Below are 23,363 nucleotides of genomic sequence, written 5' to 3' on the forward strand. Positions count from 1 at the left end.
CACCCCGCAAGTAGAATCAGCACAGCACAAACGCCCGCCGAAAACAGGGACCTTCTGATAAAGATCACCCCTCTTTTCGTTCAAGCAGCTGCACTATTTCAGATTTGTCCAATTGTGCTATGTTGTTTTTCATGTTCGCCTGCTTCAGTGTCTCCTCCGCGATATCCTCCATCGCTTCCTGGCCGATGCCAAGTTCCTTCAAAGTCAGCCTCAGCCCTACCTTGCCCTTCAGTTCATTGAACCGGCGGACGAGGTCCCCGGCATCTTCGAATCCTATGTCCTTTGCATGCTGATGCAGCCGGGAATCCGCCTCCGCGTTGATGACGAACCATTCATCCAGTGAAAAGGCGCACGCTTCCCCGTGGGGAATGCTGAAATGTGAAGTCAGATAGTAACTCATTGCGTGTGATGCCGTCGTGCCGGTCTGGCTGAAGGCCACGCCGGCAAGCATGCTGCCGAGCGACATATTCCTGCGCGCTTCCCTGTTCTCGGGTTCCAGGAATGCCGCCTCCAGATTGCGGAACGCAAGCCCCGCCGCACGGACAGCAAGCGCATCGGAGATCGGATTGCTCTTGATTGATCCAAGGCAGTCAAGCGCGTGGCAGATGACATCGATGCCCGAGACAGCCGTAACATTGGGCGGACATGTAAATGTAAGCTCTGGATCCACGACCGCAAGCTTCGGGTAGAGGCCTTTTCCTGCCAAAGGCACTTTCAAACCGTTTTCCTTGTCACTGATGACACTTGTCGGCGTCACTTCCGAAGCGGAGCCGCTCGTAGACGGAATCGCAATGATCGGCAGCGCTTCTGTGAAATCCGTATGCCCGAACAGTTCATCGGCACCGATGCCCTGCATATATGACGCCGCCGCTGCTTTTGCTGCATCCATCACCGAGCCGCCGCCCGTTGCAATCACTGCATGCGCATCGTGCTCATACATTGCGCTGGCAATCGATTCGACATTGGTGAGCGTCGGATTCGCCTCAATGCCTGTGACCACCTCGCGCACCTTGCTCCCGAGCAGTGATTCGATCAGTTCCACCACACCATTCTTCACCTGGGACCCCGATGCCGCGACGACAATCCGTTCATAGCCAAAGTCTTCAACAAATTCATTCAGCCGGGTGAAAATACCTTCCCCGAACTTTATCTCTACTGGATTATTAAATGAGAACATGATTCCCCTCCTTTGCCGTCATTATATAATAAAATTACCGCCACCACTAAAAAAAGCATTCCGGAAACCCGGAATGCCTGAAAAAAATTCTAGAGCATACGTTTCATTTCTTCAGCCACATGTTCAACTTCCGTACCTACGACAACCTGAACATTGTTTTTGCCCGGTTTGACCACACCATGGGCGCCTGAAGTCTTGATCTGGCCTTCATCGATCTTAGAGTCATCGTGGACATTTATCCTCAGTCTTGTCGTGCAGTAATCCACTGTGTCGATGTTCTCCTTGCCGCCGAGTCCGATGAGGATCTTGTCGGCCTGCTGTGAATACTTGTCGTCGAACTTACCGCCTGAGCTGCTCTCAGGCGCGCTGTCATCAGAAACAGTGGAGGCACCGTCTTCAGCCAGCACAGACGCGTCACGGCCCGGTGTCTTGAGATCGAGCATCGTGATGATCGCCCTGAAAATCACATAGTACAGGACGAAGAACACCAGCCCCTGCACGATGAGCATGTACGGCTGATTGGCGATCGGAACCTGCGTACTCAGCACAAAGTCGATCAGACCGGCACTGAAACCGAAGCCGGCCGTCCATTCGAACAATGCTGCAACGAACATGGACAGTCCTGTAAGGAATGCATGGACAACATAGAGCAGCGGAGCCAGGAACATGAATGAGAATTCCATCGGCTCAGTCACACCCGTAAGGAATGCTGTCAGAGCGGTTGCCAGAAGGACCGATCCTGCCGCTTTCTTATATTTCGTTTTTGCTGTGTGGTACATTGCCAGTGCCGCACCCGGCAGCCCGAACATCATGATCGGGAAGAAGCCGGCCTGATAGCGTCCGGTGATGCCCTGTTCTCCTTCGCTGGCCCAGAAATTCCCGATATCATTGATGCCGACAGTATCGAACCAGAACACTGAGTTGAGTGCATGGTGCAGTCCCGTCGGGATGAGCAGCCTGTTGAAGAATCCGTAGATGCCGGCGCCGACCGCACCGAGGCCGCTGATCCACTCACCGAAGTTGAAGAGCAGATTATAAAGCAGCGGCCAGGCAACATAAAGGATGCCTGTGACTGCGAGCATCACGAATACCGCAATGATCGGCACTGCACGTCTGCCACTGAAGAAAGCGAGGTACGGCGGCAGTTTCGTTTCACTGAACCGGTTGTAAAGCGCAGCACTGATCAGACCGGTGACGATACCGATCAGGACGTTGTTTTCAATGACGCCGAATGCCTCACCAACCTCCTCAGGCGGCACGCCCTGCAGAAGTGCCACAGATTCCGCATTCAGAAGATTCGTGACTACCAGGAATGAGACCAGCCCTGTAATTGCCGCGGCCCCATTCTTATCCTTGGACATGCCGAACGCAAGCCCTACTGAAAAGATGATTGCAAGGTGGTCGAGTATGGATCCGCCGGCGTTGATGAAGAATCCGGCGATGACACTCTCGCCGCCCCATCCCGTCGGGTCGATGGCATATCCGATACCGAGCAGCAGTGCTGCAGCCGGCAGCACCGACACAGGGAGCATGAATGATCTCCCCATATTTTGAACATAGCGTAACATAATTTTTCCTCCCTTTTCCCCTTAATATATGTCATCGCTTACAATATAGCATATTTTGCCATATCTTTGATATACTATTTTTATCCACACTTAAAGTTTTATGATAAATTATATTTTTTAACAAGGAAGCGATCTGATGAAATTACTTATAAAAAATGCACACATTGTCACCCATGAGAATGTTCATGAGAATCATTGGCTGCTCGCAGAAAATGGAAAAATCCATTCTTTCGGACTGATGGAAAACTGCCCGGAAACTGACAACACGATAGACGCGGAACACAGCTATCTCCTGCCCGGGGCCATCGAGATGCATATCCACGGTGCAGATGGCGTTGATGCGATGGATGCGGACATGGAATATATCGAGAAAATTTCCGCCCACCTGCCGAAGACGGGATCCACATCTTTCCTTGCGACGACGATGACTTCAACCATCGAGAATGTCGAACGGTCGCTCATGAACCTTGCGGATTACACTTACCAGTCCGGTGCCGAAATGCTCGGCATCCATCAGGAGGGCCCCTTCATATCCAAAAAGCACCCCGGCGCCCAGCACCCGGACCATATCATTGCGCCTGACGCGGAGATGATCCGCCATCTCCAGGATATTTCCGGCAACAGGATCCGGCAGATAACGTTCGCACCGGAGGAAGATGAAAACGGCACATTCCTCGAGACTCTGAAGGAACTCGGCATCATTGCGTCCGCCGGCCATACCGATGCGCTGTATGAAACACTGACTGAAGCTGAAAAAAATGGCGTGAGTCATGTCACCCATCTGTATAACGGCATGCGCGGCCTCCATCACCGGGAGCCCGGCGTGGTCGGATTCGCCTATATGTCCGATGCATTCGTTGAAATCATCTCCGACGGCATCCATTCACGTCCCGAAATGGTGAAACTTGCCTACGACAACATCACTTCCGACCGGATGATCATGATCACCGATGCGATGCGTGCCCAGGGACTGCCCGACGGCCGGTATGACCTCGGCGGCCAGGAAGTCAATGTGGTGGGCAATGAAGCCCGCCTTGCCGACGGAACACTTGCCGGCAGTGTGCTGACGATGGATCAGGCAGTGAAAAACATGCTCGCCTTCACCGGCTGCGGCTGGCCGGATATCGTGAAGATGTCATCCTACAATCCAGCAAGGGAACTCGGTATCACAGATCAGAAAGGCGTCATAAAAAAAGGCGCAGATGCGGATCTCGTCCTGTACGACGGGGAAGCCGTCCTGAAGCGGACAATCATCAAAGGTAAATTATTCTCATAAAAGAATGGGCCCGGCCAAAGGAAATCCTTTGGCCGGGCCCATTCGTATGCATCACCGGGACTCGGGCAGGCTGACCTGGGCGATTTTCCCGATTTCATTGCATAATGCATCCCAGCTGTCCGGAAATCCGTTATTCCCTGAACGGATCAGCTCACCCGCTTTCCTCTTCAATGCGATTTCCCACTGTGTGCCTTCCAGCACGAACGGGTTATCATAGCTCCGTTTCCAGTTCAGTATATCCACTTCCCGGAGCACATCCATAAGTTCCTTCACTTCATTGTCCCCGAGCGTCGCCACGGTCTTTTCAACCCTGCTGCGGGTCGATCCCAGCCGGACTCCTCCGGTCTTCAGGTCGATTTCTATTTCATTGAATCCCCCGTGGAATCCGCCATAGGATATTTTCACGGCATTTATCTCTCTGTAGGCAGCTTCAAAAGCTTCCGTCCTGTCCCATGTCCGGCCGCATTCACTGCAGACATATTCATTCATGTTCAACTCTTCTGTTTTGCGCGAGCCACAGTCCACACATTTCCTGTACATGATCACTGCACTCATCCTTTCAAAATACTGTGCATCCATTGTCTCACTAAAGCTGTTTTTGTGCCCGGCCCTGGGTTTATTGCATAAAAAAACACTTCCCGGAACATCCCGGGAAGTGTTCTTTCTAAAAGACTATTCCCACCATCTGTCACGCTTGGCGTGAGTGATGGAGAGTGTCTTCCGCTCTCTTTCCTTATATGCATTATGCCTTGCTTCGAGTTTGACCCGGTCTTCGCCGAGCGTACGGATGAAGGACACCATAAGCATGATGAAAATGGCTATCAGCGGCACCCCTGCAACGATGGAAGTCGTCTGAAGGAGACTCAGTGAATCTTCCCCGCCGACCACAAGCAGTGAAAACGGCAGAAGGGATAATGCGAATGCCCAGAACAGCCTGTTCCACCTGTACGGTTCGCCATCAACCTTGGTCTGGGTTGTGCCGGCAAGTATATAGGAGCCCGAATCGAAAGTCGTTGCCAGGTAAATCAGTGCAGTCACCAGAAATAGTACAGTGACGACCTCTCCCATCGGCAGCTGTCCGATGATTGCCATGATGGCATCTTCACCGCTATGGTTCTGCAGAACTTCAGTAATCGAATACGTGCCTGAAAGTTCAAGCCATAGACCGTAATTGCCGAGTATCCCGAAAAATAGTATGGATCCCAGCGTTCCGTATACGAGCGTACCAAGCACTACTTCCTTCAGGCGCCTGCCCTTGGATATGCGTGCGATGAACAGTCCGACAAATGGTGCATATACTAGCCACCATGCCCAGTAGAACACTGTCCAGTCCTGCGGGAATGACGTTTCCGGAATATTTCCGTGTCCGCCGAATGGTTCAAGCCATGTTGCCATGCGGAAGAAATCTTTGAACATCAGTCCAACACTCGATACTGTCGTCTCCATGATGAAAATTGTCGGTCCGACAATGAATACAAAGGCAAGCAGTATGAACGTCAGCCATATATTGATGTCACTGAGGAATTTTATACCGCGTTTCAGGCCGGAATACGAACTGAAGGCAAAAATCAATGTTGCGGCCACCAGTATGCCAAGCCGCAGCATCAGGTTTTGTCCGTCAACTCCGAATAATGATTCAATACCTGCAGCAATCATCGGTGTGGCAAGCCCGAGTGTCGTCCCGGCCCCGCCGAGCAGCCCGAATATGAACAGGATATCGATGAGTTTGCCCGGCCATTTTTCCGTATATTTCCCGAGCACCTTTTCACATGCCAGACTGATTTTCAGTATCGGCGTCTTCTTCACATACAGCGAATAGGCAATCGGCAGTGCCGGAAGGACATATATTGCCCAGGCGATCGGTCCCCAGTGGAACATGCCGTAAGTGCTGGCATAGTTGATCGCCTCTTCGCTTTTCGGTTCCAGATGGAATGGCGGCGCCTCATAATAGTACACCCATTCGATGACTCCCCAGTAGAGGATGCTTGAACCGATACCCGCGCAGAACAGCATGGCTGCCCAGCTGAGTGTCTTGAATTCCGGCTCTTCGTTTGCCTCACCGAGAGTCACCTGGCCGTATTTGCCGAATGCGATATAGAGTACGAAAGCAAGTACGGCAACCCCGAGGGCCAGGTAGACAGCCCCGAGCCCTGTCGTCACAATGTTATTCAGAGCAAGTATGATCATATTGCTCGCTTCAGGAAACACCATGAGTGGTATGACAACAGAAAGCAGTATCAAAAGTGACACGACAAACGTCGGCCAGTCCATCAATCTGTATTTTTTCATTTTTCCCCACCTCTTGTAAGTTTCTGATACGTTGGATAAAGCAACTTTCTCATCTTAACACACCTGGATATTAAATCAACCGGCCGGACGGTGAAGTTTGGTATGAATTCATTTATAATGGTATTTTTTGAACCTGACGGTAAGCGGCAGAAAGACCACAAGATAGATTACCAGCAGGGCGATGCTCATCAGGATGGATATGACGGCCGGCAGATGCATGACGGGTATCAGGAGGAACACCATCAGTGCCACGCCGATCACGGCGATGTAATCATAGAAGATTGAAAGTGTCGAAGGTTCTATGTATTCACGGCATTCGGGACACTTTATACGGGTCCTCGGCTTTATTGCATAGCCCAGCAGTTTCTCTTTGTAAGTCCAAACGTGATTGCAATACGGGCATTTCCCCATATCTTCACCCCCTCTTTTTTACCATTCCATTATAAAGTAAATATTCCCTTCAACCAAGTTGTTTTCAGAAAGTTTGAAAGCCTTTACAAAAGGCAGAGTATTCAGATAAAATTAAAGTATCACTATTAGGAGGTAAGATAGATGGTATACGAATTTCCGCACAAAGAGAATGCACAGTACAAGGTCAAAGCGCAGTATGAGAACTATATCGGAGGCGAATGGGTACCGCCTGCAGGCGGACAGTATTTTGACAATGAATCACCGGTGATCGGCAAAGCCGTGTCCAAAGTCCCGCGTTCCACGAAGGAGGATGTCGACAAGGCGATTGAAGCGGCCCACGAGGCGCAGAAGTCATGGGGACAGACTTCCCCGACCGAGCGCAGCAACATCCTGCTCAAGATTGCCGACCGTATCGAGGAAAACCTCGAGGAACTCGCAGTGCTTGAAACATTCGAGAACGGCAAGGCTGTCCGCGAGACCCTGAATGCCGATCTGCCGCTTGTGGTCGACCATTACAGATATTTTGCCGGTGCCATCCGTGCTCAGGAAGGCGGCATTTCCCAGATTGACAATGATACAGTCGCCTACCACTATCATGAGCCGCTCGGTGTCGTCGGCCAGATCATCCCTTGGAACTTCCCGCTGCTCATGGCGACATGGAAGCTCGCACCGGCGCTTGCGGCGGGCAACTCCGTCGTACTGAAACCTGCGGAACAGACGCCATCAACCATCCTCCATCTGATGGAGCTTGTCGGCGACCTCATCCCGAAAGGTGTCGTGAACATCGTCAACGGTTTCGGTTCAGAGGCCGGCCAGGCACTCGCCACCCACGACAGGATCAACAAGATCGCCTTCACCGGCGAGACGACTACAGGGCGGATCATCATGCAGAATGCCAGCCAGAATATCATTCCAGTCACTTTGGAACTCGGCGGTAAATCCCCGAACATCTTCGCCAAAGACGTAATGGATGCCGATGATGATTATCTGGACAAGGCCATCGAAGGGCTTGTAATGTTCGCCCTGAACCAGGGTGAAGTGTGTACATGCCCGTCGCGCGCACTCATCCACGAGGATATTTTTGATGAATTCATCAAGCGTGTCATCGAACGTGTCGAAAAGATCCAGGTCGGCAACCCGTTCGATGAAAATACGATGATGGGTGCCCAGACTTCGAAAGAGCAGAAGGAGAAGATCAGCTCCTATCTTGAAATCGGCCAGAAGGAAGGCGCGGAAATACTGACGGGCGGTGGTATCAAGGAAGTGGACGGCGACATCGAAGGCGGATACTATTTCGAGCCGACCATCTTCAAGGGCGACAACACGATGCGCATCTTCCAGGAGGAGATCTTCGGACCGGTGCTCGCCGTCGCAACATACAAGGACGATGACGAAGCCATCGCAATCGCCAATGATACATTATACGGACTCGGTGCCGGTGTATGGACCCGCTCGCAGAATAAAGCCTACAGATTCGGACGTGCAATCCAGGCCGGCCGTGTATGGGTGAACACATATCATGACTACCCCGCCCACGCTGCATTCGGCGGCTATAAGATGAGTGGTATCGGCCGCGAAAACCACCTGATGATGCTCAGCCATTACCAGCAGACCAAAAACCTGCTCGTCAGCTACAGCGAATCTCCAAAAGGATTCTTCTAAAATGGAAACGCTGAACAGTATTGATGCAACAGAAGCGGCCAGATCCCTCATCAGGGAACTGAAAGAAGAGCACGGTCCACTCATATTCCACCAGTCCGGCGGGTGCTGCGACGGGTCAAGCCCGATGTGCTTCAGGGAAGGCACGATGATCATCGGGGACGCCGACGTCAAACTCGGCGAAGTCGAAGGCGTGCCGTTCTATATGCACCACAGACAGTACGAATATTGGAAACATACACGGCTCACACTGGATGTCGTGGAAGGCATCGGAGGCATGTTCAGCATAGAAGGTCCGCGCGGCGTCAGATTCCATATCCGCTCGGAACCGATAGAAGGATAGATTTCGACAGAAACCGGGGAGACCCGGTTTTTTGATGGAGTTTTGCGTGCAGCAGGCGGAATGTCATGTCCATGTGGCTATTTTTATGCCCGCCTGTGCCACGAAACTCATCTGATGGCACAGGCGGGCATAAAAAGCCCGGGACAATCGTCCCGGGCTCCCCACTCGCGTCCAAAACTACTCGTCTTCGTCGAACTCGTAGTAATCTGCAAGTATTTCCTTGATTTTGATCGGCTGTTCCGACTGGATGAGCTTGATGTTGGAAGTCACCTGGTCGCACCCCTCATTCTCGAGATGGCGGTTGAGTTTCTTCACAATGTTCATCAGTTCATCAATCGATCCTTCGATCGTTGTTTCCATCGGGCCGACGAAATGGGTCAGTCCGCTTTCTTCGATGATTCCAATCGCCCCGTTGACATGGGACTGATACTCGCTTGTTTTGGGATGATGCGGCACCAGCTGTATTGCCATAATGTAGTTCATATTCCATTCCTCCCTGATAAATGATGCTTCTGACTTTCAATTTTATGATAACATTGCCGTAAGCGCTTTTAAAGCAAACGCACTGTTGCCAATAATATTCACAAGGAGTGTTCCAATGAATTTCAAAGGGATGAAATGGCTGAATTTCACACTGACCATCATCGCACTGTTTGCTATCTACATATTCCTCAGCGGCCGGGTGGATCCAGCCCTCTCCAATATCCTCCTCGTCGTTCTCATCATCATCGGACTCCTATCCCTCATACCCGTCCTGAAAAAAACAAAAAATGACCGTGGACAATGAAGACTGCGAAAGCCGTTACGGGCTCCGCAGTCTTTTTATTCCATGTAGTCGACTATTTCCACCTCGTCGGAATACTCCGTCATATGGGAGCTGACATCTTCGTAGACCGATGCCGCATCGGATAATCCATACTTTCCGGCATCAGCAAGCGGTACGAGCTGGAAATTGTCATATTCCTCACTCGCCACATAAGTCGGCATGAATTCCACATCGTCCACGGTGGTCTCCCCGCCCGCTTTCGTCACATCGAAGCCGATGATGCCCCCGAGCTTCGTTTCAAGTGACTGCTGGGCGCTGAAGAAGTTACCGAGAGAATAGGCGATGACCGCTTCCCTGCCGTCCTCTGTCTCATTGATCTCGATCGGCTGGAGCACGTGCGGGTGATGACCCAGAACAACGTCAGCCCCGCGTTCTGTCATCTCGATCATCTGCTGCCTGTGGGCATCCCGCGGGTATTCTTCATATTCCACACCCTGGTGCATGCTGACGATGAGCAGGTCGACCTTCTCATCAAGCGCCTCGATATCCTGGTTGATCGGGCTGCCGTCGATCAGATTGACCAGATAGTCTTTGCCCTCAGGCACCGGCATCCCGTTTGTCCCGTATGTATATCCCAGGAAGCCGACTTTGATGCCGTTCACCTCAAGTATCCTGTCCCGTTCTGCGTCATCTGCACTCTTGTTCGCGCCGACATACTCGATCCCTTTATCTTCGAACAGATCGATGGTCCGGAGTATGCCCTCCTCCTTCTTGTCGAGGGTATGGTTGTTCGCATTCGAAACGATATCCGCGCCGAACTCCAGCAGCAGATCGCCTGCTTCAACCGGCGAATTGAAATTCGGATAGCCGCTCAGTCCCAGCGCCTCCCCGCCGATCGGCGTCTCCTGGTTCAGGAAAGTAAGGTCCTTATCATTCATGTAAGGCGCCACTTCGGACACCCGCGAAGCAAAATCATAGCCGTCCGCCGTCTCCACATCCTCATACAGGTGATCATGGATCAGCACATCACCCGCACCCGCGAATGAAAAACTCTGTGAAAAATGCTCCGCAATGACCGATTCCACAGCCGACGCCTCCACGGGTTCGAGTTCCTTCCCGAATGTCCCGTTCGGGCCCGCGTCCGCACCGCCGCCTCCGAACAGTCCCAGAAATAACAATACCGGCAATAAAAACTTCATATCCATCCCCCTCTATTTTTATCCAAGTACGCGCCACATATAGAGCGTCGCATATGCACCGAATTGACCCCAACCGCTGATGATGTCCTCCATATAGCGGGCGTCGGGCTTCCCATTCAGCCCGTCCGTGATTTTGAACGCATTCCGGAGCCCGGCATCACCGATCGGCACCGCGTGCCTGGACTTGATCGTCCGCATCAGCACAACATTGGCACTCCAGGGACCGATGCCCCGGACACCGGTCAGATGCGCTTTCGCTCTGCTGTAACTGTCAAAACCCTGCAGATATTCCTTTGACAGACTCCCATTCTGCACCCCTTCGGCGCAGGCCAGTATATACTCCGCCTTCCGCCTTGAAATCTGCATCTCCCGCATATCCTCCACAGTGAGCGTGAGCAGTTCCCCCGCGTTCGGTATGATCCAGTATTTTTTACCTTCGTACTCGATGAAATGGCCGAAATACTCCACGAGCCGCCTTTTCAGTTCAAAGGCGAATTTCATGTTGATCTGCTGGCCGATGATCGACCAGACCAGCACATCGGTGATATTGACATAGGAGAGCATGCGGAACCCGTAATACTCGCGGGTCACCGTCTCAAACCGCCTGTCCCTGCGCGCAAATGTGTAAAAGCGCTCCAGATCATAATCCAGATCGAACCAGTCCGCCACATATTCACTGACCATGCGTTCTCCTGCACCCTCGTCATGTAAAATCTCAACCTCAACTGCGTCCGGCTCCGCCGACTCCGACACTTCGAATAAAACCCGCCTGCCGTCAAAGATTTCCGCGCGGCGCACTTTTTTATCCTTTGTCCGATACAGGCAGTCCTCCTGATGCTCCATGAAATCATACATCACCCCGAAATCGAGGGGGCCGCAAGCTCGCAGAATCATATTCTCATGCGCCCTTTCACAGCGTCTCCCTGTTTCGGTTCGCGTCCTTCGGCGAACTGTATCCGGATGGAATCCGACTCATATGGATGGGAGCCGTTCATCACGTGGAAATGAAGGTGCGGCGTATCCGAAGCACCGCTGTTGCCGCACTGTGCCAGCTTATGGCCCCACTCCACCTCATCACCGACTTCCACCGTGATGGAATGCTCGCGGAGATGCGCAAGCATCGTATATTCATCATAGCCATGTTCCAGGATGATGCAGTTGCCTTCCGGCGATACCATGCTCATCCGGTGCGGCGCATTGTCCTCCACATCCTTTATGACATGGACGACTTTGCCCGCCCTCGGTGCCACAACTTCCTCCCCGTATGCATGATAGGACAACAGCTCACCGGGATCTCCGGAAAATGCACTGCCGTCCACTTTTTTGATGAAGTCATAGGCGTATCTCTGGTGCTTATGGGAGTAGTGGTAGTTCAGGAAACTGTCCGTGCCGCCCCAGAGGACGAACCATTCCCCCGTAAACGGCACGCGGTAGCTGTTGATCGTCGATTCCCTGTCGGTATCGAATTTCTCGTAAACGTCAAACTGGATGCCCACAATCTCCCCTTCATTGTTGAAGGCGGTAACAATCATGCGGCCGCTTTCCTCAGCCACCCACTGATAGCGTTTGATGCCCGGCTCCAGCTGATTTGTCCGCTTCAGGGCGAACGGCCCGGCCCCGTCGTTGAACTCTGACGCGGCCGCGGTAAATTCGTCCTCCCTCATGCTCAGCCGGAAATCCCTGATCGTCTGGTTATATATGCGCTTGAAGTTGCCCTCCGAGAAATGGTATCCGAACTCTTCCGGAAATACTCTGTCCTTCGCCATCTGATCATCTCCATACGTCGTTTTATTACCTTAATCATACCGAAAACAGGCATGCCCGTCACGGCATGCCTACTTTATCTTCTCCATGATTTCCTCTGTCTGCTTCCTGACCGATATCAGATCGTTGAGCCTGTAGGTGCCGTAGTCCAGCAGAATGACATTCTCACGAGGCACTCCGAGAGTCTCCGACACCTCTTTTTTGACACCATCCTCTCCGCCTTCCCTGACGCTCACAAATACATAATCCGATTCCAGCCCTCTGAGCTCTCCGAGTGCTTTCGGACCGGATCCCCGCTCCTCGAACTCGGCCTCAAGCGTCTCGTCAACCCCGAATTTCAAAACATCATAGACCGCCTCCGTCCCGAAACTCGCATATTCCTCATACAGGAAATAGCCGTCATCCTCCTTTGACAGGACCATGGCGGTATTGCCCGCCACAATATCTGCGGCCTCGCGCTGCAGCCGGGTCGCTTCCTCCAGCCACTCATCACCGATCTTTTCCGCCTTCTCCTCTTTGTTCAATATGACGCCGAGGTTGAACAGATGCGTCAGATACAGCCGCTCCTTGAAAGGGCTGAATGTGGAAGTGCTGTAGTTCACCTGCACGGTCGGAGCGATTTCCTGGTAGTCAAACAGATATTCATCCGGCGTATACGTCACAATCAGATCCGGGCCGAGCCCTATCAGTGACTGGATGTCCCCGCGCTCGAGATACGCAGCCTCACCGCCTGTGAGCTCCCTGGCATACCGGCTGTCCTCGACAATGGCCGTCACAGCCCGGGTGTCGCCGCCGAGCAGTTCCGCGTTCCCCGCGTCAATCCCGCGGAACAGGACGACGCGTTCTGGATCGGCGGGCAGTTCGATCTCCTCACTATGTTCGGTCATGATCTGCCTGATTTCACCATCGTCGGAAATCCCCGTTTCCCTGAAACTGCTGCAGGCCGACAGCATCAGTACCGATAGCATCACCATCATCAATCTCATTTTCATTTTTACATATCCCCTACATTCAGATCAGTTTCAATTATACACCAATCCTCCACCGGTTAAAATGACACAAAAAGAGACCGGGGAGCCCCGGCCTCATTCCTGTACCATATCCCTTTATCCTGCATTGCTGTTTTGTTCCATTTCCAGATGAAGTTCCCGTGTCCTGTATTTATAGAGGAACTCGAGCGTCCGGTCTATGTCACCATCCGACACGCTTTTCAGACTGACTCCGATATGTCCCCCTATCCAGAAATGAATCACTGTACCAAGCATCAGCAGTTTCTCCTCACTGATCCCTGTGATGTCCTCATAGAACACACCCCTGCTCTCGATCTCCCTTTCATTGATGTAGATCCTTATAAACAGGCGATGGGTTGTCGGAATGATGGCGCCGTAAAATTCATGTCGGCCATCCTGTTCATACTCGATGGTACCGACAAGCGCTGGACCGACCACTTCATTCTCAAAAAGCTCTATGCTTCCCATGTCTTTCAAGCGTTTGTACATCTTCCATCCCCCTTAATGTTTGTCGTTATCATTACCCTCCCCTTTAATATAATAAACAATTCCAAATCTTGAAAATATTGCACCGCATATCATTCCCACACACCCGCCGATGGTGTTGAGTATAACGTCATCCACATTTGAAATCCTTCCAATCGGCAGGCTGTACTGAAGGAATTCTATGGACACCGACGTGAGAAACGCGAGGAACACTGTCCAGAACGCCCGCCTTAAAAGCAGGTATACGAAAAACCCGAAAGGGACAAAAAGCATGATGTTCATCAATAGTGAGTTGATGATCGCCCTGGTCGTCGCGTATTCCCACGTCTCGATGATACTCAGAAACGGAATGAATGATGTGACTTTTTCGGGGTTATTGCTTGGCAGCATCGTCACGAGCGCCATGCCGACCAGGGTCATCACAAGCCCGACATACGTCAGATAGCCCACGATCTTCTTCCTGTTATCCAATTTGTATCCGCTGCGGCTGTTGATCAGGAGTGTGATGAATATCACCGCAAAGAACAGTATGATGAAAACCGGGATGACCGGTTCAAAAGCGTTGTAAAGTTCGTACATTTTCCATTCCTCTTATCTATCAGCCAAATTGCTGTTCTGTAAATATCCTGTACATTTCATGGGTCTCCATGAGCTCCCGGTGCGTCCCGCTCCCTGTCAGATACCCGTTATCGATGAAGAATATTTTATCTGAGTTTACAACAGTTGAGAGCCTGTGTGCAATCACTAACACAGTCCGCCCCTCCATCAGTTCATCCAGCGCTTCCTGGACATAGCGTTCCGAGCGTGAGTCGAGGCTTGCCGTCGCTTCATCCAGCATGAGCAGTTTCGGGTTTTTCAGGAATGCACGGGCGATGCCGATCCGCTGCCGCTGCCCGCCCGAGAGTTTCACCCCGCGCTCGCCGACTTCCGTATCGAGGCCGTCCTCAAGCGCATCGATGAACTCTTTCGCATATGACTTCGCCACCGCCGACTCCACTTCTTCACGTGTGTAGTCCGAAGCTTCAAGGCCGTATGTAATGTTCTCAAGTATAGTTCCTGAAATGATGGCACTCTCCTGGGCCACGTAGCCGATATTCCTGCGCAGCGGCCCGAGCGGAATGCCGCGGATGTCCATGCCGTCGATTTCAATCGCGCCGGAAAGGACGTCATAATACCTTTCAATGAGCGCGAAAATCGTTGATTTCCCGCCTCCGCTCGGTCCGACGAACGCCACTTTCCGGTTATGTTCCGCCCTGAAATCTATGCCGTGCAGAACGGGGGTATCCTCCCCGTAGCCGAAGTGGACATCCTTGAATTCGAGCGTCCTGAACTGCAGTTTCTCCTCTGCAGCCATTTCCGCTGCGTCCGCTTCCTCGTCGCGGTCGAGTATGCCGATGATCCTGTCGGTGGCGCCGAGGGCTTTATTGTACTCGGTGAAAAACATGGCGAACATCGTCATCGGCATGATGATCTGGAACAGGTAGAGCAGAAACGCCACCATCGTGCCGACGGACAGCGTCCCTTCTGCGACACGCAGTCCGCCGTAGCCGATGATCAGTATGATGACAAACATCATCACTGTACCCATGATCGGCGAAAGGAATGCATTGATCTTCGCCTCCTGCATGCCGTAGTTATAGAGCCTTCTGATGCCGGATCGCCCTTTCTGCCGTTCATACGCTTCGCCGTTGAAGGATTTCATGAGGCGGATCTCACTCAGCGTCTCCTGGACACTGCCTGTGAATTCCGCCGTCTCATCCTGGAGTGCCCTGGAAATCCTGCTCATTTTCCTGCCGAGCGGCATGATGATGAGTATTGAGACCGGTACGGAGATGAACATGATGAGCGACATCCGCCAGTCCAGGACGAAAAGGATGACGACCGAACCCGCCACCGACATGATGCCGCCGATGAGCTGCGGGAAGTGGCTGGTGATCAGATCTTTGATGATGGCAGTATCATTGACCACCCTGCTGACGGACTCCCCGCTTTTGGTCCGGTCGAAATAGCTGACGGGAAGCCTGAGGAATTTATCCCACACAATCTCGCGGAGCCGCGAGATGATTGTCTGGCCGACACGCGCGAGTATATAGTATGAGACTCCGTCAAGTATGGCACTGAGGAGGAACACTGAGATGATGAGGGCGATGATGCCGGATGAAAACATATCGGTATCAAAGCCGTCAATGAACTGCTGTGTAAGAAGCGGTACGATGAGGCTGCCGATTGTGCCGAACAAAGTGAGCACGATTGCGAATATGAAGAGACCTCTGTTGAGCCGTGTCCGCCGGAGCAGCTGCATGAAATCCGTGAATGATGCGGACTTTTCCTGTAATTTTTCTTCCATGGATTATAACCTCATTTTCTGATCGAGTATTATCCATTATATAGTAACAACAGGCATTTCACTATGGTAAAATCGATGTAAGAGAAGGAGGAAATCCCATGTCACTTGAACTGAACCAGCTTACCAAGAAATTCAACGAAAATACTGCAGTTGATGACATCAACCTCACTGTACCGACCGGCAGCATGTACGGCTTCCTCGGTGGAAACGGCGCGGGCAAGACGACGACATTCCGGATGATCCTGGGTCTTCTGAAACAGACGGAAGGCACAATCACCTACAACGGGAAGCCAATCGACTACAGCGTCACGAACCGTATCGGCTACCTGCCGGAGGAACGCGGGCTTCATCCGAAACTGAAGGTCGAAGAGCAGATACGCTATCTCGCCCAGCTCAAAGGAATGTCAAAGAAGGACATCGATGTAAAACTCGATGAGTGGCTCGAGCGTTTTGAAGTTCCGGAAAACCGGGACAAGCGCATCGAGAAACTGTCCAAGGGGAACCAGCAGAAGATCCAGCTGATTGCATCGATCATCCATGAGCCGGACCTCATCATACTGGATGAACCGTTCAGCGGACTCGACCCGGTCAATGTGGAGATCCTGAAAAGATCCGTGAAGGAACTCAATAGTAACGGCGCGACGATCATCTTCAGTACGCACCGCATGGAGCATGTCGAGGAAATGTGCGAGGAACTCTGCATCCTCAACCACGGCGCCCAGGTCGTCAGCGGCAATATCGACAAGATCAAAAGCGACTTCGGACAGAAGGAGATAATCATCGAAGGGGATCATGACATTTCATTCCTTGAAGAAATGCCGGGTGTCCTGGATATGAAACAGGTGAGGAAGAAAACGACGCTGAAGATTTCAGACGAACAGTATGCCGATCCGATTTTCAAGGAAATCATCAAGCTCGGATATTTCAAACGATTCCAGGTGAATGAACCTTCGCTGAACGATATCTTTATTTCGAAAGTGGGTCGTAAATATGAATAAATTCATGACGACGTTCCTGCAGACATATGTTTCCAAAGTACGCGCGAAGTCATTCATCATCAGCACGCTCATCATCGTCCTCCTGATATTCCTCGCAGCAAATATCGACAAGATCATCGACCTCTTCGATTCGAGCGAAGAAGTGACCACGCTGCAGGTCGACGCCCAAGAGGCGCAGTACGCAGGGATCGAATCGATGTTCGAATCCATGGATGCGGAATTTGAAATCGAACCGTACGAAGGCGGGGACGCCCCGGCGGGCGGTGCGGTGCTGACCGTCGAGGAAACGGATCCACTGGCGTTTACCATTTCGGCGGAAAACGACCTGCCCGATGAACAGAAGACGGAAATCGAGACGGCCCTCGCTGAAGTGCAGCGGATGAGCACGATACAGGCGCTCAATCTGACACCTGAAGAAACAGCCAGCCTCGGCGAGTCGCCCGAGATCACTTATGACATCGCCGCAGACGATGGGGAAGCTGAGGACGAAGGGTCGGCCGCCGACATGAACCCGCTCAACAGCATCATCTTCTATGTCACAGTGATCATCATGTTCTTCATCATCATCAACTACGCCAGCCAGATCGGTACGGAGATCGCCATGGAGAAGACATCCCGCGTCATAGAAATGATCGTATCGAGCGTTCCGCCGGTGACCCATCTGCTGGCGAAGATATCCGCGATGATCTCGGTCAGTCTGACCCAGCTCATCGTCTTCGTCCTGGCAGTCATTGCTGCGATACAGATGTTCGATTTCAACAACCTGATCTCCGAATTCGGCTTGGAATCGAACGACCGGACAGTCACGCTCGCTGTCTACTCACTGATCTACCTGATCCTCGGGCTGGTGCTGTACCTGTCGATTTCCGCCCTGCTCGGCTCATTCATCAGTCGCATGGAAGACCTTCAGCAGGCACTCCTGCCCGTGACGATGTTTTCACTGATCGGTTTCTATATCGCAATCTTCAACATCTGGACGAGCGAAAACATGCTCATCATCATCTCCAGCTACATTCCGCCGTTCACGCCGTTCGTCATGCCACTCCGGGCGATGCATGAAACCACAGGCCAGGTCGAACTGCTGCTCGGAATCTTGATACTGATCGTGACCATCGCAGTGGTCATCTGGCTCGCTGCAAGCATCTACAGAAACAGCGTCCTGTCGACGGACAAAGGCATACTGAAAAATCTGAAGCGCATCAGAAGAGAATAGTCGTGTTGTTGGAAGGACTCCGGTCCTTCCTTTTTGTTGTTTGAGGGGACGTGACTTTTTGCCTCATCGACCGGAAAACGATGACAAGGCAGACCCCCCTGCCTTATCGTCGATCCCAAATCGAAGGCAGGACAACGCCTTTGCTTATCATCGATTAGAAAACGATGACAAGGCAGACGGGAATCTCCACCGCGCCAAATCGGCTCAAACAAAAATAACCCTCCGCACGTGTGCGGAGGGCCAAATCCAATCCCAACTCTTATAATTCTATATCTGCAACGTCGGTGATGACTTTCACGTCGTGGTGACGCTGCAGTATTGATGCCGGCACTTCTTCGGTGATTTCACCGTGGATCATGTTTTTGAGCGCCTGTCTCTTACCGTCGCCTGATGCCATAAGCAGGATGCTCTTGGCGTTCATGATGGTGCCGAGCCCCATGGACACTGCCTTGACCGGGACATCTTCGATTTTGTCGAAGAATCTTGCATTGTCCTGGATCGTGCTTTCTGTCAGGTCGACGACGTGGGTGCCGGATTCGAACGAGGTGCCTGGCTCGTTGAAGGCGATGTGTGCATTTCTGCCGATGCCGAGGATCTGCAGATCGACGCCGCCGAGCTCCTCGATCATTTCATCATATTCCCGGGTCTCCCGGCCGAGGTCTTCGGCCACGCCGTTTGGAAGCTTCGTATTCTCAAGCGGTATATCAACCTTGTCAAAGAAGATTTCCCTCATATAATAATGATAGCTCTGCTCATCTTCCGGGGAAAGGCCGACATACTCGTCCAGGTTCACCGTATACACATGGGAGAGATCTACTTTATTCTTATTCAGCATATCCGCAAGATACTCATACATCTTCTCCGGTGTGGAACCTGTCGCAAGCCCCAGCACGAGCCTGTTCGAGTCCACTATCTTCTGAAATACGATCTTAGCTGCTTCCATGCTCATTTCATCATAATTTTTCACTTTGCTTAATTCCATAAAGCGCCTCCGTATTCTATTCCAATACAGGATATGTATTCCGGAATATCCAGATGAAGGAAATTCCGGATTATTTAAATTTATAATATCACGAAAAATGTTGAAAAACTAGAAAAATTGATAGCTAATTCACATGATTAATCCCTTACAGATTTTCTATGATGGTACGCACTGCGTGGGTAATATCCTCCTGGGACCAGCTCGGAATATCCAGTTCCGTCCCGATTTCGTGATGCGCCGGTACATGGATGAATCCGGCAGGGATATCGAGCCCTTTATCCTGTATGTGATTCAGTGCGGAATACATCACATTGTTGCACAGGTAAGTGCCGGCCGTATTGGAAATACTTGCCGGGATCTCCTTTTCCCTGAGTGCCGACTCCAGCTTTTTCACAGGCAGCGTGGAGAATAAACCGTCCGGTCCCGCCGCATCTATCTTCTCCCCGTCGGGATTGAAACCGTCATTGTCCGGCCTGCCGTCTATGCAGTTGATTGCAATCCGTTCGATATGGACTGTATGACGGCCGCCGGCAAGCCCCAGGCAAACGACTGTATCCGGCTGTTCGGCTTCTATGTCCCCTGTGATCAGTTCGTCGATCCTGTCAAAAACGACAGGGTAGACCTTCCCCGTCACGCTGTACTCCCCGATTTCAAGACCGTCCAGCTCGCGCACCGCGGCTTCTGTCGGATTCGACCTGAACTTCAAAAACGGTTCGAATCCTGTAAGCAGTAATTTCTTCATCATTTTCCCACCTCGCATAATCATGTCACTTCCAATGTATCAGACTCCAAAGAAAAAAGCTCCCATATTAAACGGGAGCTCTCCTTCTATCAATCCAGGACTTTCAAATACGGGAAGCTGCTCGGATACTGGTAATATCCTTCCAGTTCATCGTTTATGCCCGCAAGCAGTACAGAATGGTAGATCGGCACAAGCGGTGATTCATCGATGATGATCTGCTGCGCCCGGGCATACTGTTCCATGCGCGCCGCCCCGTCCGTCTCAGTCCGCGCCTCATCCAGCAGCTGGTCCACTTCTGCATTGGCATATCTCGTGCGGTTACCCGGCGCGCCATGGTTGTCCGAGTGGAACATCGGATAGAGTCCATAATCGGCATCAAGCGTCACTGTGCCCCAGCTGCCCATGAACATTTCATGTTCACCGTTGGCCGTGAATTCCTGGTAGGCACCGGACTCCATCTGGCGGATTTTCAAATTGATGTTCAGGTCCTTCAGCTCCTCCTGTATGAATGTGGCAATATCCGCAGTCGTCCGGTCATTCACGACAATTTCAGCCGTGAATCCATCGCCGTGTCCGCTCTTCTCGAGAAGTTCCTTTGCCGCTTCCTTGTCGAAAGGCACCGGTTCAAGATCCTCGCTGTAGCCTGTCACCGTCGGGTTGAGCGGTGTATCGGCAACAGCCGGTATACCTTCGAGCATTTCATTGATGATAGCCTCCTTGTCGATGGACATTGCGATCGCACGTCTCACATCCGGATCATCGAACGGCTCCTTCTCAACATTGAACCCCATGTACGACATGCTGGCACTCTGATTCTGTTCCACACGCGTGCCTTCTGTGCCGTCAATCCGTGCGACATCACTCGGATTGACCGGATATATCAGGTCCGCATCGCCAGTTGACAGTTCAGCAATCCGCGTACCGTCTTCAGGCACTGCCTTGAATGTGACGGATTCAGGCTTTGCGGGCTCTCCCCAGTAGTCTCCGTTGCGCACGAGCGTCACATGATCGCCTTCCGCAATCTCCTCAAACTTGAAGAACCCCGTTCCCACCGGGTTTTCATTGACTTCCGTCAGCGGGTTGCCGCCCTCTTCCATGCCCGCATAGTCCGCCTCGATCACTTCCTTGCTGATCATGTGTCCGCCCGGATGCGCCAGGTGTGCAGGCAGTGCCGCAAACGGCCCGTCGGTATGTATACGGACAGTGTAATCATCAACAATCTCCACTTCATCTATTTCTGTAAATAAAAATTCCAGCGGCGCTCCGACTTCCGGATCCCTCACACGGTCGAGGTTCGCTTTTACGACTTCGGCATTGAATGGGCTGCCGTCATGGAAAGTGACGCCTTCACGCAGTTTGAATTCCCACGTAGTATCATCCAGCTGCCCGTAGGATTCGGCCAGTCCGGGTTCGAGCTCAAGATCCTGGTTCATCTTCACCAGCGTCTCGTATATGTTGGTCATCACATAGAGTGAATAACCGTCATTCGCCGCATGCGGATCGAGTGAACTCGGCATGGCAAGCAGGCTGAAGTTGATGTCCTTCCCTGCCGTTTCCTCCCCACTGCCGTCTGATCCAGAGCCTTCATCCACCCCGCTGTCATCCGTGCATGCGGCCAGCACGAAGATCAGTGATACAATCAGAAAGTACCATTTTTTCATCTTTATTTCCTCCCATTATATATTTACTTATTATACCTATAATCATACTATGGATTGAAAGATGAAAGAAGCGGAAATGTGTACAATTCCTGCACATTTCCGCCTATTAGTTACTTTTTCAATTATTTTTTCTGTAATCCTCATTCTCAAGGTCGGTCACGAACATATGACCCGGCGCATGGGTAATCATGATGGAAGGCTTCGCGTTTAATGCCGCATTCTGCGGTGTGACACCGCACGCCCAGAATACCGGCGTTTCCCCTTCCCTCATTTCAACCCCTTCGCCGTATTCAGGATCGGCGATATCTCTGATGCCGATTTCGTGCGGGCTGCCGTAATGGACCGGCCCGCCGTGCATTTCGGGGAACTGTTCCGTTACACGTGTGACGGTCTCCACTTCACTCTCATCAAACGGCCGCATTGAGACGACCAGTTCGCCGCCGAACACGCCCGCGGGATCGGTCGCGATATTCGTCTTGTACATGGCGACGTTCCGCCTCTCATCAATATGCCTGATTGAAAGTCCCTCATCCAGGATAGCCTGCTCGAACGTAAAGCTGCAGCCGATAAGGAATGTGACGAAGTCATCCCGCCAATATCCTCTGATGTCATCCGTCGTCTCGCGGAGCACGCCGTCCTCATATATATTATACTTCGGCACGTCTGTCCGGATGTCGGAGCCGTCCGCAAACCGGCTTTTTGTCTGTCCGTCTTCGATGACCTCAATCACGGGCACCGCCTTTTTATTGCGCATGGCATACAGCAGGAAGTCAAATGCGTAAACCTTCGGCAGGATGACCAGGTTCGCCTGGACTTTATGGCCCGCGGCACCTGAGGTCGTTCCGGTGAACTCACCATTCCTGATCGCTTCTCTCAATTCTTTAGAATCCACTTCGTATCCTCCTATCTATTCCATAGATCTGCCAGGCCTTCAAGTGACATGATCCCGGCAATGAGTGTGATGATTACAGCGACGGCACCGAAAATGATCATCCACGCGGGATGGCGGTAATCACCGACGATTTTCTTCCTTCTGGAGGCGATAAGTATCGCACCAAGAGTGACCGGCAGGATGAGACCGTTGAAGGCGCCTGCCAGGATGAGCAGCGCCACGGGGCGTCCGACGAAAGTGAATATCACCGTCGACACGACGATGAACACGACGATCACCGTATTGTTGTGTTCATCAAAGAACCTGTGTATAGATCTCAGGAAAGACGCGCTGGTATAGGCTGAACCGATGACGGATGACAATGCTGCCGCAACGAGCACGACACCGAACACCTGCATGCCGATGTCACCGAGTGCGATCTGGAACACGGAAGCCGGCGGGTTATCCGGGTCGAGCGTCGCACCCGTCGCCACCACACCGAGCACAGCGAGGAATAGAAGCACACGCATGACGCCCGTTGTCAGGATGCCATAGTTCGCCGCCTTGCTGACAAAGTTCAGGCTCTCCTGCCCCGTCATGC

At 52.1% G+C, this 23,363-nt stretch carries 24 protein-coding genes; 6 read left to right on the forward strand and 18 right to left on the reverse strand.

Annotated features, from left to right (window positions below):
- Positions 1–64: 64 nt before the first annotated feature.
- A complete protein-coding gene (locus WN59_RS08470; RefSeq protein ID WP_046515694.1) occupies positions 65–1,177 on the reverse strand; it encodes an iron-containing alcohol dehydrogenase in 1,113 nt (370 codons plus the stop codon).
- An 89-nt stretch (positions 1,178–1,266) separates the two neighbouring features.
- Positions 1,267–2,745: an N-acetylglucosamine-specific PTS transporter subunit IIBC gene (gene nagE / locus WN59_RS08475; protein WP_046515697.1), complete on the reverse strand. Its 1,479-nt coding sequence runs from the start codon at positions 2,743–2,745 to the stop codon at positions 1,267–1,269.
- A gap of 136 nt (positions 2,746–2,881) precedes the next feature.
- Between nagE and nagA the strand changes: the two genes are divergently transcribed.
- Complete coding sequence (nagA, locus tag WN59_RS08480; protein ID WP_052747354.1) at positions 2,882–4,021, forward strand: N-acetylglucosamine-6-phosphate deacetylase; 1,140 nt, start codon at positions 2,882–2,884, stop codon at positions 4,019–4,021.
- A gap of 51 nt (positions 4,022–4,072) precedes the next feature.
- Here the strand turns inward: nagA and WN59_RS08485 are convergent, their stop codons facing one another.
- The 3 genes from WN59_RS08485 to WN59_RS08495 all read right to left on the reverse strand — a co-directional run bounded on the left by WN59_RS08485 (position 4,073) and on the right by WN59_RS08495 (position 6,721).
- Positions 4,073–4,600 carry a TFIIB-type zinc ribbon-containing protein gene (locus WN59_RS08485; RefSeq protein ID WP_046515705.1) on the reverse strand — a complete coding sequence of 176 codons (528 nt, stop codon included), beginning with the start codon at positions 4,598–4,600 and terminating at the stop codon, positions 4,073–4,075.
- Positions 4,601–4,693: 93 nt separating this feature from the next.
- The gene (locus WN59_RS08490; RefSeq protein ID WP_046515708.1) at positions 4,694–6,310 is read right to left on the reverse strand and encodes a BCCT family transporter; all 1,617 of its coding nucleotides are present in this window, start codon (positions 6,308–6,310) and stop codon (positions 4,694–4,696) included.
- Positions 6,311–6,418: 108 nt separating this feature from the next.
- On the reverse strand, positions 6,419–6,721 hold the full coding sequence (locus WN59_RS08495; protein WP_046515711.1) for a TIGR04104 family putative zinc finger protein: 303 nt from the start codon (positions 6,719–6,721) through the stop codon (positions 6,419–6,421).
- A gap of 141 nt (positions 6,722–6,862) precedes the next feature.
- On the opposite strand from WN59_RS08495, the gene exaC reads away from it, so the two are divergent.
- Positions 6,863–8,383 (forward strand): acetaldehyde dehydrogenase ExaC, encoded by a 1,521-nt coding sequence (gene exaC / locus WN59_RS08500; RefSeq protein WP_046515714.1) that lies wholly within the window; start codon positions 6,863–6,865, stop codon positions 8,381–8,383.
- 1 nt (position 8,384) lies between these two features.
- Complete coding sequence (locus tag WN59_RS08505; protein WP_046515718.1) at positions 8,385–8,723, forward strand: DUF779 domain-containing protein; 339 nt, start codon at positions 8,385–8,387, stop codon at positions 8,721–8,723.
- Positions 8,724–8,900: 177 nt separating this feature from the next.
- Here the strand turns inward: WN59_RS08505 and WN59_RS08510 are convergent, their stop codons facing one another.
- The gene (locus WN59_RS08510) at positions 8,901–9,206 is read right to left on the reverse strand and encodes a thiamine-binding protein (protein ID WP_046515721.1); all 306 of its coding nucleotides are present in this window, start codon (positions 9,204–9,206) and stop codon (positions 8,901–8,903) included.
- Between the two features lie 115 nt (positions 9,207–9,321).
- On the opposite strand from WN59_RS08510, the gene WN59_RS08515 reads away from it, so the two are divergent.
- Complete coding sequence (locus WN59_RS08515) at positions 9,322–9,510, forward strand: hypothetical protein (protein ID WP_046515726.1); 189 nt, start codon at positions 9,322–9,324, stop codon at positions 9,508–9,510.
- 35 nt (positions 9,511–9,545) lie between these two features.
- On the opposite strand, the gene WN59_RS08520 is transcribed toward WN59_RS08515, so the two are convergent.
- The 7 genes from WN59_RS08520 to WN59_RS08550 form a co-directional block, all read right to left on the reverse strand.
- Positions 9,546–10,688, reverse strand: coding sequence for a CapA family protein (locus WN59_RS08520; RefSeq protein WP_046515729.1), 1,143 nt, complete (start codon positions 10,686–10,688; stop codon positions 9,546–9,548).
- An 18-nt stretch (positions 10,689–10,706) separates the two neighbouring features.
- Positions 10,707–11,582, reverse strand: a complete 876-nt coding sequence (locus WN59_RS08525) for a DNA-3-methyladenine glycosylase family protein (RefSeq protein ID WP_046515733.1) — start codon at positions 11,580–11,582, stop codon at positions 10,707–10,709.
- Positions 11,579–12,454 (reverse strand): peptidoglycan DD-metalloendopeptidase family protein, encoded by an 876-nt coding sequence (locus tag WN59_RS08530; RefSeq protein WP_046515746.1) that lies wholly within the window; start codon positions 12,452–12,454, stop codon positions 11,579–11,581. Before WN59_RS08530 ends, WN59_RS08525 begins: the two co-directional genes overlap by 4 nt.
- Before the next feature lie 69 nt (positions 12,455–12,523).
- Positions 12,524–13,444: a TroA family protein gene (locus tag WN59_RS08535; RefSeq protein ID WP_046515750.1), complete on the reverse strand. Its 921-nt coding sequence runs from the start codon at positions 13,442–13,444 to the stop codon at positions 12,524–12,526.
- A 114-nt stretch (positions 13,445–13,558) separates the two neighbouring features.
- On the reverse strand, positions 13,559–13,951 hold the full coding sequence (locus tag WN59_RS08540; protein WP_046515754.1) for a hypothetical protein: 393 nt from the start codon (positions 13,949–13,951) through the stop codon (positions 13,559–13,561).
- A 12-nt stretch (positions 13,952–13,963) separates the two neighbouring features.
- A complete protein-coding gene (locus tag WN59_RS08545) occupies positions 13,964–14,527 on the reverse strand; it encodes a VanZ family protein (RefSeq protein ID WP_046515758.1) in 564 nt (187 codons plus the stop codon).
- Between the two features lie 19 nt (positions 14,528–14,546).
- Positions 14,547–16,295 (reverse strand): ABC transporter ATP-binding protein, encoded by a 1,749-nt coding sequence (locus WN59_RS08550; RefSeq protein ID WP_046515762.1) that lies wholly within the window; start codon positions 16,293–16,295, stop codon positions 14,547–14,549.
- 98 nt (positions 16,296–16,393) lie between these two features.
- Between WN59_RS08550 and WN59_RS08555 the strand changes: the two genes are divergently transcribed.
- Both WN59_RS08555 and WN59_RS08560 read left to right on the forward strand, forming a co-directional pair.
- Complete coding sequence (locus WN59_RS08555; RefSeq protein WP_046515765.1) at positions 16,394–17,293, forward strand: ABC transporter ATP-binding protein; 900 nt, start codon at positions 16,394–16,396, stop codon at positions 17,291–17,293.
- On the forward strand, positions 17,286–18,506 hold the full coding sequence (locus WN59_RS08560; protein WP_046515768.1) for an ABC transporter permease: 1,221 nt from the start codon (positions 17,286–17,288) through the stop codon (positions 18,504–18,506). The genes WN59_RS08555 and WN59_RS08560 overlap by 8 nt, the downstream gene beginning before the upstream one ends.
- Before the next feature lie 259 nt (positions 18,507–18,765).
- Here the strand turns inward: WN59_RS08560 and nagB are convergent, their stop codons facing one another.
- The 5 genes from nagB to WN59_RS08590 form a co-directional block, all read right to left on the reverse strand.
- Positions 18,766–19,488 carry a glucosamine-6-phosphate deaminase gene (nagB, locus tag WN59_RS08570; RefSeq protein ID WP_046515775.1) on the reverse strand — a complete coding sequence of 241 codons (723 nt, stop codon included), beginning with the start codon at positions 19,486–19,488 and terminating at the stop codon, positions 18,766–18,768.
- A 145-nt stretch (positions 19,489–19,633) separates the two neighbouring features.
- A complete protein-coding gene (locus tag WN59_RS08575) occupies positions 19,634–20,230 on the reverse strand; it encodes a pyroglutamyl-peptidase I (RefSeq protein WP_046515778.1) in 597 nt (198 codons plus the stop codon).
- An 89-nt stretch (positions 20,231–20,319) separates the two neighbouring features.
- Positions 20,320–21,891, reverse strand: a complete 1,572-nt coding sequence (locus WN59_RS08580; RefSeq protein ID WP_046515782.1) for a glutathione ABC transporter substrate-binding protein — start codon at positions 21,889–21,891, stop codon at positions 20,320–20,322.
- Positions 21,892–22,009: 118 nt separating this feature from the next.
- A complete protein-coding gene (locus tag WN59_RS08585; protein WP_046515785.1) occupies positions 22,010–22,783 on the reverse strand; it encodes a putative hydro-lyase in 774 nt (257 codons plus the stop codon).
- An 11-nt stretch (positions 22,784–22,794) separates the two neighbouring features.
- On the reverse strand, positions 22,795–23,363 hold a 569-nt coding region (locus WN59_RS08590), incomplete at its 5' end, for a divalent metal cation transporter (RefSeq protein WP_046515789.1).

Origin of the sequence: Salinicoccus sediminis (assembly GCF_000986795.1) — a bacterium.
Taxonomy (GTDB): domain Bacteria; phylum Bacillota; class Bacilli; order Staphylococcales; family Salinicoccaceae; genus Salinicoccus; species Salinicoccus sediminis.